16 protein-coding genes are annotated in these 12,780 nt (G+C 67.7%); 8 read left to right on the forward strand and 8 right to left on the reverse strand.

The genetic code is table 11. The annotated features are described in order from the left end of the window. The first annotated feature begins 54 nt into the window (after positions 1–54). The 3 genes from HTA01S_RS23265 (at position 55) to HTA01S_RS23275 (ending at position 4,114) form a co-directional block, all read left to right on the forward strand. Positions 55–786, forward strand: coding sequence for a response regulator (locus HTA01S_RS23265; RefSeq protein WP_068175943.1), 732 nt, complete (start codon positions 55–57; stop codon positions 784–786). Then, the gene (locus HTA01S_RS23270) at positions 783–2,168 is read left to right on the forward strand and encodes a sensor histidine kinase (protein WP_068175947.1); all 1,386 of its coding nucleotides are present in this window, start codon (positions 783–785) and stop codon (positions 2,166–2,168) included. Before HTA01S_RS23265 ends, HTA01S_RS23270 begins: the two co-directional genes overlap by 4 nt. Positions 2,169–2,458: 290 nt before the next feature. Next, a complete protein-coding gene (locus HTA01S_RS23275) occupies positions 2,459–4,114 on the forward strand; it encodes a phosphoethanolamine transferase (protein WP_068175999.1) in 1,656 nt (551 codons plus the stop codon). Here HTA01S_RS23275 and HTA01S_RS23280 read toward each other — a convergent pair. The 3 genes from HTA01S_RS23280 to HTA01S_RS23290 are packed head-to-tail and all read right to left on the reverse strand — an operon-like array spanning position 4,092 to position 6,552. After that, entirely contained in the window at positions 4,092–5,489 is a 1,398-nt protein-coding gene (locus HTA01S_RS23280; protein WP_068175950.1) for a sensor histidine kinase, read from the reverse strand. The genes HTA01S_RS23275 and HTA01S_RS23280 overlap by 23 nt on opposite strands. After that, a complete protein-coding gene (locus tag HTA01S_RS23285) occupies positions 5,486–6,160 on the reverse strand; it encodes a response regulator transcription factor (RefSeq protein ID WP_068175952.1) in 675 nt (224 codons plus the stop codon). The genes HTA01S_RS23280 and HTA01S_RS23285 overlap by 4 nt, the downstream gene beginning before the upstream one ends. A gap of 20 nt (positions 6,161–6,180) precedes the next feature. After that, positions 6,181–6,552, reverse strand: coding sequence for a PepSY domain-containing protein (locus tag HTA01S_RS23290; RefSeq protein WP_068176003.1), 372 nt, complete (start codon positions 6,550–6,552; stop codon positions 6,181–6,183). A 130-nt stretch (positions 6,553–6,682) separates the two neighbouring features. Here HTA01S_RS23290 and HTA01S_RS23295 point away from each other — a divergent pair, with 130 nt between their 5' ends. The 4 genes from HTA01S_RS23295 (at position 6,683) to HTA01S_RS23310 (ending at position 8,701) form a co-directional block, all read left to right on the forward strand. Then, on the forward strand, positions 6,683–7,102 hold the full coding sequence (locus HTA01S_RS23295) for a DUF1924 domain-containing protein (protein WP_068175954.1): 420 nt from the start codon (positions 6,683–6,685) through the stop codon (positions 7,100–7,102). Between the two features lie 32 nt (positions 7,103–7,134). Further along, positions 7,135–7,650, forward strand: coding sequence for a diheme cytochrome c (locus tag HTA01S_RS23300; protein ID WP_068175958.1), 516 nt, complete (start codon positions 7,135–7,137; stop codon positions 7,648–7,650). A gap of 15 nt (positions 7,651–7,665) precedes the next feature. Continuing rightward, a complete protein-coding gene (locus HTA01S_RS23305; protein WP_068175960.1) occupies positions 7,666–8,457 on the forward strand; it encodes a cytochrome b/b6 domain-containing protein in 792 nt (263 codons plus the stop codon). Positions 8,458–8,536: 79 nt separating this feature from the next. Then, positions 8,537–8,701, forward strand: a complete 165-nt coding sequence (locus HTA01S_RS23310) for a rubredoxin (RefSeq protein WP_068176006.1) — start codon at positions 8,537–8,539, stop codon at positions 8,699–8,701. Between the two features lie 80 nt (positions 8,702–8,781). Here the strand turns inward: HTA01S_RS23310 and HTA01S_RS25450 are convergent, their stop codons facing one another. The 5 genes from HTA01S_RS25450 to HTA01S_RS23330 form a co-directional block, all read right to left on the reverse strand. Next, positions 8,782–9,081 (reverse strand): hypothetical protein, encoded by a 300-nt coding sequence (locus HTA01S_RS25450; RefSeq protein WP_157572243.1) that lies wholly within the window; start codon positions 9,079–9,081, stop codon positions 8,782–8,784. Between the two features lie 72 nt (positions 9,082–9,153). Continuing rightward, on the reverse strand, positions 9,154–9,915 hold the full coding sequence (locus tag HTA01S_RS23315; RefSeq protein ID WP_068175963.1) for a hypothetical protein: 762 nt from the start codon (positions 9,913–9,915) through the stop codon (positions 9,154–9,156). 93 nt (positions 9,916–10,008) lie between these two features. Further along, on the reverse strand, positions 10,009–10,548 hold the full coding sequence (locus HTA01S_RS24970; RefSeq protein WP_084236524.1) for a DUF3806 domain-containing protein: 540 nt from the start codon (positions 10,546–10,548) through the stop codon (positions 10,009–10,011). Between the two features lie 251 nt (positions 10,549–10,799). Then, entirely contained in the window at positions 10,800–11,177 is a 378-nt protein-coding gene (locus HTA01S_RS23325) for a PepSY domain-containing protein (protein WP_157572244.1), read from the reverse strand. Between the two features lie 49 nt (positions 11,178–11,226). Then, positions 11,227–11,775: a cytochrome b gene (locus tag HTA01S_RS23330; RefSeq protein WP_068175971.1), complete on the reverse strand. Its 549-nt coding sequence runs from the start codon at positions 11,773–11,775 to the stop codon at positions 11,227–11,229. Between the two features lie 258 nt (positions 11,776–12,033). Between HTA01S_RS23330 and HTA01S_RS23335 the strand changes: the two genes are divergently transcribed. Beyond that, positions 12,034–12,609 (forward strand): phosphatase PAP2 family protein, encoded by a 576-nt coding sequence (locus tag HTA01S_RS23335; protein WP_084236526.1) that lies wholly within the window; start codon positions 12,034–12,036, stop codon positions 12,607–12,609. Positions 12,610–12,780 lie beyond the last annotated feature (171 nt).

The following is a 12,780-nucleotide window of genomic DNA, read 5'->3' on the forward strand; positions in this document are numbered from 1 at the left end:
GCGCGCTTCGGATAATGACTTCTTTTTCACCAGGGCCCAGAGCCCTCCTTTGACATGCGTGCACTTGTGGTGGAAGACGATCCCGGCATCGCCAGCGGCCTGACGGTGTCGCTGCGTCAGGCCGGTTACGCGGTGGACGTGTGCCAGACCCTGGACGCGGCCTGGGCGGCGCTCTCGGTGGAACCGTTCGACGTCATGCTGCTCGACCTGGGCCTGCCCGATGGCGACGGGCTGGACCTGCTCGCGCGCCTGCGCCGCCAACGCGAACCCGCCGCCGGACACCACACCCTGCCCCACAGCGACATGCCGGTGCTGATCATGACCGCGCGCGACGGCGTGAGCGACCGCATCAGCGGGCTGGACAGCGGCGCCGACGACTACATCGTCAAACCCTTCGACGCCAACGAGCTGCTGGCCCGGCTGCGCGCCATGCTGCGCCGCGCCAGCGGGCGCAGCAAGCCGGTGATCGAGCACGGCGACCTGGTGCTCGACCCGGCCAACCGCACGGTCGAACGCGCGGGCCAGCCGGTGGCCCTGGGCGGGCGCGAGTTCGCGCTGCTGCTCACGCTGCTGCAGGCGCGCCCGCAGGTCCTGTCCAAATCGCGGCTGGAGTCGGCGCTGTACGGCTTTGGCGAGTCGCTGGAGAGCAACGCGATCGAAGTCCATGTACACCACCTGCGCCGCAAGCTGGGCGACGCGCTGATCAAGACCGTGCGCGGCGTGGGCTACTTCATCCCGCGCGAGGTGGAGGCCGCCCCGGCACCGGGCAAGGCGGACGCGGCGTGAACCTCGCCTCCGTGCCGCGGCCCGCGCGCCAGCCCGTGCTGCGCCGCTACATCCTGAGCTGGACGCTGGGCGCCCTGCTGGTGGTGTGGCTCACACTGATCGCCGTGGCCGCGGCCACCGGGTTCCGTGAGACCCGCAAGTTCTCCGATGGGCAACTGGTGGGGGTGGCCCGTTTGTGGCTCGAAGCGGCGCCCACCGGGACCACCCTGAACAGCATCCCCGAATCGGCCGGGATCGATCACGAGTACATGCAGGACGTGGCCGTGCTGGCCTGGGAGAACGGCCGCCTGCTGACCGACACCCACCGCATGGCGCCGGGCCTGAACCTGAGCAACATGCCCCCGCACGGGTTCTCCACCGTGACGCTCCAGACCGAACACGGCGTGGGGGAATGGCGCTCCTACGGCGTGCAGCTGAACGTGGGCGGGCGCGAGCGCCGCGTGCTGGCGCTGATGGACATGGACAAGCGCTTCGAGCTCGGCAAGGACATTGCCGAGCACGTGGCGCAACCCGCGATCCTGGTGCTGCCGCTGGTGGCCCTGGTGCTGTGGTGGACCATCCGGCGTGGCCTGCGCCCGCTCGACCGCCTCTCCAGCGAGGTCGAGGCGTTGGACGGTTTTGCCGGCCAGCGGCTGGACACGCAGCACCGCTTCCGTGAATTCTTCAGCACCGTGGCGGCCATCAACACCCTGGTCGACACATTGCAGACCCGGGCTCAGCGCGAGCGCGAGTTCGCCTCCGACGTGGCGCACGAGTTGCGCACCCCGCTGTCGGCCATTGCCCTGCAGGCCAGCGCGGCGCAGCACGGCGCAACGCGTGAACAACTGGCCCAGCTGGAGCAGGAGGCCCTGCGCGCCGGACGCATCCTGTCCCAGCTGCTGGACCTGGCCCGCGCGCAGCGCACCGGCGGCAACGGGCCGGACGGCGTCGCAGCGCAGACCGTCGCCCTGGGCGCGGTCGCCAGCGAACTGATCTCCCGGCACGCGCAGCTGGGCTACGAGACCGACCACGAGCTGTCGCTGGTGCAGCCCGCGACCGCGGTGGAGGTCAAGGTGCAACCCATGCTGCTGGAGCTGGCCTTGCGCAACCTGATCGAGAACGCCCTGCGCCATACCCCGCGTGGCACCCAGGTGTGTGTCGAGGTCTGGCAGACCCCGCAGGAGGTGGGCGTCTCGGTCAGTGACGACGGCCAGCGCGGCGGCCCGCTGCCGCTGGACACCAGCCCACCCGGCAGCGCGCGACTGGCGCCCGCGGACACCTCCGGTCTGGGACTGGGCCTGCGCCTGGTCGAACGCCTCGCCGAACAGATGGGCGCAGGTTTCGAGCGTGACACGGGCCAGCCGCCCATGACCACACGCTTTACCTTGCGCTGGAAGAGCTAGGAAGCACCCCCGTCGCGCTACGCGCGACCCCCTCAAGGGGGCGGCGCTGGCGGCCCGGCAAAGCCGGTTCCGCGGCGCCTTGGGCTGGGTCGCGCGCTCCGGTGAAAGGGTGGCGCGGCGGTTGATAAGGCTGACTTAATTTCGCCCCTCCAACATGGCAAGGCCAGCATGTGCTGGTGCTTTCGGTCTTGTCCATGCAGGTCACCCGGCCCCTTCTTTTTGTCAGTTTCAGCCCGAGCGCGCGGGGGGCGGACACGTTCACCCCGCCGGCCGGCCGGTGGCCGGCGGCCATGGTCTGGCCGCTGGCGCTCTGGCTCGCCGTGCCCGGCAACCTGCCCTTGTGGCAGCGCATCGCCGGCATGGAGGGCAGCTTGGCGCATCGCGTGTGGCTGCTTGCCAGCTTTGCGCTGTTGATGACCGGCGCCATCGCCGCGCTGCTCTCGCTGCTGGCCTGGCCGCGCCTGTTCCGGCCTGCGGCCAGCGGCTTGCTGCTGGTGGCGGCTTTCAACACCCACTTCATGTGGCAGTACGGCGCCGTGATCGACCCGACCATGTTCGCCAACGTGGTGCAGACCGATGCGCGCGAGGTGCGCGACCTGCTCTCGCTGTCGCTGCTCGCCACCGTGCTGCTGGTGGCGGCGCCGCCGCTGTGGTGGCTGTGGCAGCGCCCGCTGCGCGCGCGTGGCTCCTGGCAGCAGGCCGCGCGCAACACCGCCGGTGTGCTGGCGGGCCTGGGGCTGGCGCTGTTGATGGCGCTGCTGAGCTACCAGGACCTGGCCTCGCTCATGCGCAACCAGAAGGCGCTGCGCTACATGGCCAACCCGCTCAACACCGTGTACGCCGCCACCCGGCTCGCCGCCGACCAGTGGCCCCGGCAGGCGCACGCGCTGCAGCCCGTGGGCGAAGACGCGCGCCTGGGCGCGAGCTACGCGCAACAGCCGCGCCCGCCCCTGCTGGTGCTGGTGGTGGGCGAGACCGCGCGCGCCGACCACTTCATGCTCGACGGCTATGCGCGCCCCACCACCCCGGCGCTGGCGCGCTGGCAGGCCCAGGGCGAGCTGGTGAATTTCAGCCAGGTGCATTCCTGCGGCACCAACACCCAGGTCTCCGTGCCCTGTCTGTTTTCACCGCTCACGCGCCAGCAGGGCGGCGACCAGACCCCCGAGCACGAAAACCTGCTCGACGTGCTGCAGCGCGCCGGCCTGGCCGTGCTCTGGCTGGACAACCAGTCGGGCTGCAAGGGGGTGTGTGACCGTGTGCCGCACGCCAGCACCCTGGCGCTCCAGGTGCCCGGCCTGTGCGAAGACGGTGAGTGTTTTGATGCCGTGATGCTGCAGGGGCTGGACCAGCGCATCGCCGCGCTCGACCCGCAGCGCCGCGCACGCGGCGTGGTGGTGGTGATGCACCAGATGGGCAGCCATGGCCCCGCGTACTTCAAGCGCACGCCCGCCAGCCACAAACCGTTCCAGCCCGAGTGCCGCAGCAACACGCTTTCGGACTGCCCGGCGGAACAACTGATCAACGCCTACGACAACACCCTGGCCTACACCGACCACTTCCTGGACCAGACACTGCAATGGCTGCAGACCCAGGCCCAGAGCGGCAGCCACGACACCGGTCTGATCTACCTGTCGGACCACGGCGAGTCGCTGGGGGAAAACGGCCTTTACCTGCACGGGGTGCCCTACAGCTTCGCGCCCGAACAGCAGACCCATGTGCCCATGGTGGCCTGGCTCTCGCCCGGGCTGCGCGAGCGCTCGGGGCTGTCGCTGGACTGCCTGCGCGCCCGTGGCGCCGACCCGATCTCGCACGACCACTTCTTCCATTCGGTGCTGGGCCTGATGGACGTGAACACCCAGGCCTACCGGCCGGCGCTGGACGCCCTGGCGCCCTGCGCGGCGCCGCGCGTGCAGGCCGCCGACCTCAAGCCGCCATCGGCAGGCTGAGCGTCACCCGCAGCCCGCCCAGTTCGGAGCTGCGCAGCCGCAGCTGGCCACCGTAGAGCTGCGCGAGCTCGTTCACGATGGCCAGGCCCAGGCCGGAGCCGGGCACGGTTTCGTCCATGCGCACCCCGCGCGCGAGCACCGCATCGCGGGCGGCCTCATCGATGCCCGGCCCGTCGTCTTCCACCGCCACGCACAGCCCGTCGGCCGTGCCCGTGGCGCTGATCCGTACCGTGGTGCGCGCCCACTTGCAGGCGTTGTCGAGCAGGTTGCCCAGCATCTCTTGCAGGTCCTGCTCTTCGCCCGCGAAGGCCAGTGCGTCCGGCACCCCCGTGGTGTCGATGCGCAGCGCGCGGGCAGCGTGCACCCGCTGCATCACGCGCACCAGGCCGGCGGCCACCGGGGCCAGCGGCGTGCGCAGGCCGGGCAGGCGCTGCGCGGCCGCCGCGCGCGAGCGCGCGAGGTGCCAGTCGATGTGGCGGCGCGCGGTGGCCACCTGTTCCTGCACCAGCCGCGCCAGCGCCGGGTCGCCCGGGCTGGCCTGCAGCGACTGCGCGGCCGCTTGCCCGAGCACCGCCAGCGGGGTCTTGATGGCGTGCGCCAGGTTGCCGGCGTGGGTGCGCGCGCGTGCCACCACCTCGGCGTTGCGCTCCAGCACGCCGTTGAAATCGTCGATCAGCGGCTGCACCTCGGCCGGAAATTGGCCCTGCAGCCGCGCCGCCTGTCCCTCGCGCACCTGGGCCAGCGCACGCTGCAGGGCGCGCAGCGGCGACAGGCCCACCGCCACCTGCGCCAGCGCGGCCAGCACCAGCAGCAACCCCAGCACCAGCAACGACGTGGCGAGCACGCCATTGAAGCGCGCCACGGCCTGCAGGCTGTCCTGGGTGTTGGCCGCCACCACCAGTCGCCAGCGCGCTTCGGGTTGTTCGTCGGGGCGCACCGTGCGCTCCAGCATCAGCACCGCCGCACCCTGCGGCCCGATGCCTTCGTGCGCGTGCAGCGCGCCGTCGGCCAGATCGTCGGGGTGCAGTTCCAGCCGGGTGTCCCACAGCGAACGCGAGCGCAGTACGCTGCTGCGCGCCTGGCCGTTGCGGCTCACCTGGTCGATCTGCCAGTACAGCCCCGAATACGGCTTGTGCCAGCGCGGATCCGACAGCGTCTGCGGGTCGATCTGCGGCTGCCCGGCGGCGTCGAATTCCAGCCGCGCCGTCAGCTGGTCGAGCTGCTGGGTCAGGCTGGTCTCGAACTGGCGCATCACGTGCTGGCGGAACAGGCCAGCGAGCCCCCAGCCAGCGAGCAACAGCGCCAGCGCCAGCGCCACCAGCGTGGCCGCGAGCAGGCGAAAACGCAGGGAGCGGGTCCAGCGCACGCGCGTCATGGGGAGGGGGGGGGGGGCGGGACCAGCCGGTAGCCCAGCCCCCGCACGGTCTCGATGCAGGCCTGGGGCAGCTTCTTGCGCAGCCGGCCCACGAACACCTCGATGGTGTTGGAGTCGCGGTCGAAGTCCTGGGCGTAGATGTGTTCGGTCAGTTCGGTGCGCGAGACCACCGTGCCCGGGCGGTGCATCAGGTAGTCCAGCACTTTGTATTCGTGGCTGGTCAGGGTCACGGGCTGGCCATCGAGCGTGACGCGGCCGCTGCGCGTGTCCAGCGCCAGCGCGCCGCACTGCAGCACCGGCGAGGCCTGCCCACTGGCGCGGCGGATCAGCGCACGCAGGCGCGCCAGCAGCTCTTCCAGGTGGAAGGGTTTGGTCAGGTAGTCGTCGGCCCCGGCGTCGATGCCGGCCACCTTCTCGTGCCAGTTGTCGCGCGCGGTCAGGATCAGCACCGGCATCGTGCGGCCGGCATCGCGCCAGCGCTTGAGCACCGACAGCCCGTCGAGCACCGGCAGGCCCAGGTCGAGCACCACCGCGTCAAACGCCTGCGTGTCGCCCAGGAAGTGGGCCTCGCGCCCGTTGTCGGCCTCATCCACCGCGTAGCCAGCTTCCACCAGGCCCGTGCGCAGCTGCGCGCGCAGGGTGGGTTCGTCTTCAACCAGCAGGATGCGCATGGAATGGAAAGGGGATGGTTTCAGCGGGGCGGGCGGCGCCCACCGCTGCCATTGTGATCGCGGCTTTTGCTGCGCAGCACCTCGGCGGTTCGCGCGTCGAGCAAAAGCTTGAACAGCCGTCCGTCCGCTTGCAACAGCTTGATTTCGTAGAGCCAGCGCTCGCCGTCGTGCTCCAGCTCCACCTCCAGCACCTGGCCCGGGTGTTCGCGCTCCAGCCGCTCCAGCACCGTGCGCAGGGGCAGCACCTGCCCGGCCTGCACCGCCTGCTGCGCTCGCTCGTGGTCGTCTTCACCCCGGGCCCAGGCAGCGGCGCCGCCCGCCCACAGCGCGGCCACGGCCACGGTGCAGGCCACGAAGCGGCGGGTGCGGGGAGTGGTGGGGTGCAACGGCATGGCGCGATTGTCGGGCCGGCTTTCTGAACGGCCCATGAACACCGTCTTCAGCTTCGGTTCAAGACGCTTTTTCAACAATGCACCCCATCGCGACACCGTTCCCCCACCACGCTTCGGAAAGCCCCACACCATGACCGCCATCCGCCCTTCTTTCATCCGCGCCGGCCTCACGGCCATCGCCCTGAGCAGCGCCCTGTTGTCCCCCGCCGCCCAGGCCGCCGATACCTCGGCCGCCGAGCAGCTGCAGCGCTGGAGCGCGCAGGCCGGCGCCCCAGGCAACGCCGACAAGGGTCAGGTCTTTTTCAACAACCGCCAGGGCGGCGAGTGGTCCTGCGCGTCCTGCCACGGCACGCCGCCCACCACCCAGGGCAAACACGCCAACACCGGCAAAGTGATCGCGCCGCTCGCGCCAGCCTTCAACCCCAAGGCCTTCACCGACACCGCCAAGGTGGACAAGTGGTTCAAGCGCAACTGCAACGACGTGCTCAGCCGCGAATGCAGCGCCGGCGAAAAGGCCGACGTGCTGGCCTACCTGAACAGCCTCAAATGACCGCCCGCCGGCCCCGGTCTCTGGAGAACCCCATGAACACCCACCGCACCCTTCGTTCCCTGCTCCTGGCCGCTAGCCTGGGTCTGGTCGCGCTGTCGGCCGCGCACGCCGACGGTGGTCGCCGACTGCCGCGCAATGTGCCGCAGGCCTACACCCAGGAATGCGCTGCCTGTCACACCGGCTACGCCCCGGGCATGCTGCCCGCCCGCTCATGGCAACGCATCATGAGCGGGCTGGACCGGCACTACGGCACCGACGCCTCGCTCGACGCCGCCACCGTGCAGCAGCTGACCACCTGGCTGGTGGCCAACGCCGGCACCTACAAACGCGTGGCCGAGGCACCGCCCGAGGACCGCATCACCCGCTCGGCCTGGTTCGAGCGCAAGCACGACGACATCGCCCCCTCCGTCTGGAGACTCGCCAGCGTGAAGAGCGCGGCCAACTGCGCCGCCTGCCACACCGGCGCGGACAAGGGCGACTACGACGACGACAACCTGCAGTTTCCGGCCGGGCTCGATGCCCGTTCGCGCCGGGCCTGGAACGACTGAGTCACGGAGCAGACCATGTACGCCAACCCCTCCCTCAACACCTCCACCAGCCAGCCGCGTGCGGCCGCCGCGCCGGGCCGCCTGGTCACCGATGCGCCCACACGCATGTTCCACTGGCTGTTCGCCCTGAGCTTTCTGGGCGCCTACCTCACCGCCGACGGCGAACACTGGCGGCTACTGCACGTCACCCTGGGCTACACCATGGCCGGCCTGCTGGCGTTTCGCGTGCTCTACGGCCTGTTCGGCCCGCGCCAAGCGGGGCTGGGCCTGCTGTGGCGCAAGCTCGGCGCCGCCCCGGCCTGGCTGCGCTCGATCCGCGCGGCCGTGCCCAGGGGCTCGCTGGCCGGCGTCAACTGGCGCCAGGGCCAGAACCTGCTGATGGCGCTGGCCGTGGTGGCCCTGCTCGCGCTGGTGGTGCCGATCACCCTCAGCGGCTACGGCACCTACAACGACTGGGGCGACGTGCTCGGTGGTGACTGGCTCGAAGAGCTGCACGAATTCTTCGGCGAAGCCATATTGTTCGTGGTGCTGGCGCACCTGGCGCTGATCGCCGGTTTGAGCCTGCTGCGGCGCAAGAACCAGGCGCTGCCCATGCTGAGCGGCCGCGTCGAAGGTCCGGGGCCCAACCTGGTGCAGCACAACCGCCGCTGGCTCGCGGCCCTGCTGTTGATCGCGGTGCTGGCCTACGGCGCCTGGGAGTGGCAGCAGTCGCCCAAGGGGCTGGTGTCGGCCCAGGCCCTGAGCAGCCTCACCACAGGCGACCACCGGGGCAGCGGCGGACATGACGATGACGGCGACGACGATTGACGCTGTGCCCCGTCCGTTTCCGCGTCTCCAGCCCCACCTCTTTCCAACCCCATTTGAAAATTTGAAGAAAGGCATCCCCATGAACTGCTATCTCTGCGTGGTCTGCGGATTCTTCTACGACGAGGCCGCCGGCCGGCCCGAAGACGGCATCCCGCCCGGCACCCGCTGGGCCGACGTGCCGGAAGACTGGCGCTGCCCCGAATGCTCGGTGGGCAAGGCGGATTTCGTGATCAGTGAGGTTTGAGGTTGCCGTTCAGCCGACATCGCAGGTGGTCGGATGCTGCGGCCTTGTTGCGTGCAGCAGGACGCTTGACTGGACATGGCTCATTGCCTCGTTCTCGGCATCCATCGAATGCCGGGAAAGCGCTCCTCTGCAACAGACACAGCTTCTTCCAAGCTCATAAGGTTTGGCACCAGATTGCAAAATTTTCCCGGTGCCGCAGCCATCTCATAGGCAAGGAAATAGCACTCTTCTTGACGATTCTCGCGAATCGATTCCTCGTCTTCATAGTCGCCACTTCCCCACGTTTCGGCACTCAACAGAATACGAACCGCGACAGGGACTGAGCCGGCGTACAGCCAAACGCCTTCTCTGACAATCGGCCAGGCGTCAGCTATCGACATAAGGTTTGACGTGAAAGGTGGCACCCGGCTTGTCGGGGCACACTCTCTCAATTAATGGGTTAGGCGTTGCTCTCACGGCAGGCTTGAAAGCAGATCCTCCACCGAGGCTTCAAGAACGCTCCAACTCGTGACGCATGTGGCTTGATCGAAGGCGGCACGAATCATTACCGCTTGCCAAGGATGAACAACGTTTCGCGACTCGCGGAGTGCGTGACTGAACTTCCCGCGATCAGACTTGACCCAGCCAAGCTCGACAGCGACGTCAATTAGAGCGCTTAGCGTCCAGTCCTGGATCGCGAGCGACTTACCAGTCTTGTCGCGCGGTGCGCGTTGTGCCTGATAGGCAGAAGAGACTGATAGCTGCGCTCTTGCAAGCAATGCACCTTCTAAGACACTGCCCATCAGAATGACGGCTGACGTGTACGCCTCTACGTGAATGCACTTCTGGGACTCGCGCCATCTTTTCTCCAGCTCCTCTCTCAACCCTGGCACGGAGGCTGTAAGCTGGCTGAAATTGGGTGGTGCATGAATGATCTTTTTCGGTTTCTCAAAAGCGCCCGTATCCAGAAACTTGAGGGCACTTTTGATGTAGTTCGCAAGTGCTTCCAGTCTGATTCGCCGACTGTTAGCTTGGAAGTCGATGTCGTTTGAGAGATTTGTGAGTAGTGACGGCGGCAAGCCTTCCACTCCCTCAAGAATCATTCGTACTTCGCGGACCTTCGCGTCGACTTCTCTCAGGCCAGAGAAGCGATCCGTGGCTGCAATGCCGTCGGACTGTGCGATCTCCGAGAGAGCACTCTTAAGAAGGGACTGAGCCTGAGATTTTGCGAACATGCGCGAAGGATACCCGGCGACACCCAACGTTTTGCATGATGGCGTCCAAGGGCGATAGCCTTTGGACGTCCCTCTCGATGAAAGGGGTGGGCTTCATTTGAATTTTTTCGCCTCAGTCTCGATGAATTTCGAGAAGTGCTCAGCAAGTTTCTCGACCTCGATGCCCTCGCTTCTTTCAACTCGCTTCGACAGTGCTGTGAGCGCGTTGATCTGAACAGTTGTCTCACGATAGCGCACTGTCGGGTCGGTGCCGTATTCGTCTGTGACTTGCCACCAGGCCAGACCGGGGACGGTGGCGACCAGCGAATCCCCAAATGCGACCCCAAGAGCTTGTAGTTCCCAGGTTCTGGTCTTTGGGATCAGTTTCGCGTCGAGTATGCGTTGCAGTAGCTGAAAGTCGCTTTTCGAACCAGACAATTTTTCACCGGGAAAATTGTTGGCAACAAGTGACGAAACGAACAGGCGTTGATTTGCCAGTTGTCGTTGGGTTGTTTGAGGAAGAGGCGCGAACGCGGGATCGGCGGCTTCGGCTGCATGAGGGGCCGCGAGTGCGACGATGAGAGATAGCGTTAGTCTGCGGCGCATATATGAACCGCCCCGGGAATCGTGGAGGCTGGTTGGTTTAAGTCCCATGGTGTCCTCCGTTCGAGATTCGCGACGAGCCGCTCGCCGTCTGGCTCCAAGGGCTCGGGCCCCATTTCAGGACGTGTGTGGTGTGTGTTCAGGCCTGCAGTTTGCCGCAATTTGGTTGGTGTTCCACCCGTCTCTTGGACCCGATTCTGGAGCGCACCCGGTATTTGCACCATAGCCTTCAGACCGAAAAGGCCGGCCCGAACAGGGTGCGGGCTTTGCGCCGTGCCCGCCCAGCCAACCAACCAACAAGACTACCGGCCCGCAGGCGGCGTCCCCGATGCCTCGGGCTGCCCCGTCGGCTGCGGTGCCACCGGCGTGGGCGGCGGCACGCGGGTCAGACGCACGGTTTCGCCGGTGACGGGGTGCCGGTAGGCTTCCACCACGGTGCCGTCTTTTTCCACCGCGTAGAACTCGTGGCAGTTGCCCCGGGAGATCTTGAAGCGCACCAGCAGGTACCGGGGCGCGTCGAACGCGGCCCGGGCCTGCTGCTCCGACATCCACTGCGAGCGCGGCAGCTGGGTGCAGACCACTTTTTCGGTGGGCGTGCTGGCCATGGCAAGGCCGCCCCAGCCCGCCAGGAGCGCGAAGAGCCAGACGGTCGTGGAGCGAATGGGCGTTGTGGTGTTCATGATCTGGGCCACCTGTTCAAGCGTTGGGGGGTGAGTCCGGCGCGGCGGCTCAGCCGCGCGAGGGCAACATGCGCAGCAAGGTGTTGTCCTTGATCACATGGTGGTGAAACAGGGCGGCCGCGGCGTGCAGTCCGATGAACCAGTAGCCGGCCTCGCCCACCGTTTCGTGCACTTCCTTGATCCACTGGGCGGCATCGGGGTTGGTGCCCATCAGGGCCGGCAGTTCCAGGCCGAAGAACGGGACGGGTTTGCCTTTGGCGCTCAGGTAGAGCCAGCCCGCCAGCGGCATGCCGACCATGAACACATAGAGCGCGGCGTGCATCAGTTTGGACATGATCTGCTGGCCGCGGGGTGGTGCGGGTTCGATGCGCGGCGTGGGGGCCGAGAAGCGCAGGGCCACGCGCAGGGCCACCAGCGCCAGCACGGTGAGACCCAGCATGAAGTGCAGGGTCTTGATGTTCTCGCGCGGATCGCTGCCCTTGGGGAACAGCTCGCGCAGTTCGATGCTGGCGTAGACCGCCACCATCAACAGCAGCATGACCCAGTGCAGGACGATGGACGGGGTGCGGTAGCGTTCGGTGAGCGCGGGCGATGACATGGGGGGAACCTCCTGAAAAGTTGGGGAAACGAAGACAAATTCACATAGACCGATGGGCCGGGGTCGATACTGGGTTGTTAAAATTTGTGCCCGCTTAAGTCCAGGGGATTTCCTGGGGTGTGGCCCGCGATAAGCGCCGCATAAGTTGGACCTCCTAAGGTCCTGACGGCGCATCAACCCGGTTGGAGATCTTCACCCCATGCAGCGAACCCCTCAGCACACGCTCCGCGAGCGCACCGGTCACCGGGGTGCGCAGCCATGAGCGAGCTTCACCAACCGCTGTTCCTCTGGTTGAACCTGTCGCCGTCGGCGAGCCCGTGGGTCTTGTCGCTGGCGCGTTTTGCGTCGGTCCAGCTGCCCGCTTTTGCCGTCGTCTTCGCGCTCAGCGTGGCTGTGGTGGGCCAGCCCCGCTGGCGCACCATGGCGCGCCAGATGCTGCTGGCCATGGCCCTGGCCTGGCTGGTGGCGCGTTGCATCCAGTGGGCGCTGCCGATGCCGCGGCCCTTCGTCCTGGGCCTGGGGCACCGCTGGCTGGAGCACTCCCCCACCCCAAGCTTCCCGAGCAGCCACGCCAGCGTGGCCATGGCCCTGGGCGTGGTGGGCTGGTTGTCCGCGCCGCATGGCATCGGGCGTGTGCTGCTGCTGGCGACGGGCGTGCTGGTCGCCTGGAGCCGGGTCGCGCTGGGCCTGCATTTCCCGGTCGATGTGCTGACCGGCGGCTTGCTGGCCTCGGTGCTGGCCTGGACCGTGGTGCACCGATGGAGCCAGGGCCGGGCGTGGCTCGCCAGCTTCAGGGCCGAGGCCCCCGAAGCCCTGCCGCAGCACCCGGACTGACGGCGTGCCTTGGTCGCCGCGGCCCTCACGCGGCGGCAGTGCCTACAATTTGCGCTGCGCGTTTCGCACCTGCGCTCCCGCATCCCCGCAGCACCGCTGCCCGCTCAAGGCACCACCATGCAATTCATCCGCTTTTCCGACCTCTGCTCCAGCGGCCAGGCCGCTGGCCGT

It is taken from the genome of Hydrogenophaga taeniospiralis CCUG 15921, assembly GCF_001592305.1.
GTDB lineage: Bacteria > Pseudomonadota > Gammaproteobacteria > Burkholderiales > Burkholderiaceae_C > Hydrogenophaga > Hydrogenophaga taeniospiralis.

What these genes read in the sequence shown, in the direction of transcription:
- HTA01S_RS23285 (WP_068175952.1), bottom strand. Translation starts at nt 6,160, where the DNA reads ATGCGCATCCTGCTGGTTGAAGACGAACCCACCCTGCGCGCGCAGCTG.
- HTA01S_RS23330 (WP_068175971.1), bottom strand. Translation starts at nt 11,775, where the DNA reads ATGTCATCGCCCGCGCTCACCGAACGCTACCGCACCCCGTCCATCGTC.
- HTA01S_RS23335 (WP_084236526.1), top strand. Translation starts at nt 12,034, where the DNA reads ATGAGCGAGCTTCACCAACCGCTGTTCCTCTGGTTGAACCTGTCGCCG.
- HTA01S_RS25450 (WP_157572243.1), bottom strand. Translation starts at nt 9,081, where the DNA reads ATGTCGATAGCTGACGCCTGGCCGATTGTCAGAGAAGGCGTTTGGCTG.
- HTA01S_RS23280 (WP_068175950.1), bottom strand. Translation starts at nt 5,489, where the DNA reads ATGACGCGCGTGCGCTGGACCCGCTCCCTGCGTTTTCGCCTGCTCGCG.
- HTA01S_RS23305 (WP_068175960.1), top strand. Translation starts at nt 7,666, where the DNA reads ATGTACGCCAACCCCTCCCTCAACACCTCCACCAGCCAGCCGCGTGCG.
- HTA01S_RS24970 (WP_084236524.1), bottom strand. Translation starts at nt 10,548, where the DNA reads ATGGGACTTAAACCAACCAGCCTCCACGATTCCCGGGGCGGTTCATAT.
- HTA01S_RS23275 (WP_068175999.1), top strand. Translation starts at nt 2,459, where the DNA reads ATGGTCTGGCCGCTGGCGCTCTGGCTCGCCGTGCCCGGCAACCTGCCC.
- HTA01S_RS23295 (WP_068175954.1), top strand. Translation starts at nt 6,683, where the DNA reads ATGACCGCCATCCGCCCTTCTTTCATCCGCGCCGGCCTCACGGCCATC.
- HTA01S_RS23310 (WP_068176006.1), top strand. Translation starts at nt 8,537, where the DNA reads ATGAACTGCTATCTCTGCGTGGTCTGCGGATTCTTCTACGACGAGGCC.
- HTA01S_RS23315 (WP_068175963.1), bottom strand. Translation starts at nt 9,915, where the DNA reads ATGTTCGCAAAATCTCAGGCTCAGTCCCTTCTTAAGAGTGCTCTCTCG.
- HTA01S_RS23325 (WP_157572244.1), bottom strand. Translation starts at nt 11,177, where the DNA reads ATGAACACCACAACGCCCATTCGCTCCACGACCGTCTGGCTCTTCGCG.
- HTA01S_RS23300 (WP_068175958.1), top strand. Translation starts at nt 7,135, where the DNA reads ATGAACACCCACCGCACCCTTCGTTCCCTGCTCCTGGCCGCTAGCCTG.
- HTA01S_RS23265 (WP_068175943.1), top strand. Translation starts at nt 55, where the DNA reads ATGCGTGCACTTGTGGTGGAAGACGATCCCGGCATCGCCAGCGGCCTG.
- HTA01S_RS23290 (WP_068176003.1), bottom strand. Translation starts at nt 6,552, where the DNA reads ATGCCGTTGCACCCCACCACTCCCCGCACCCGCCGCTTCGTGGCCTGC.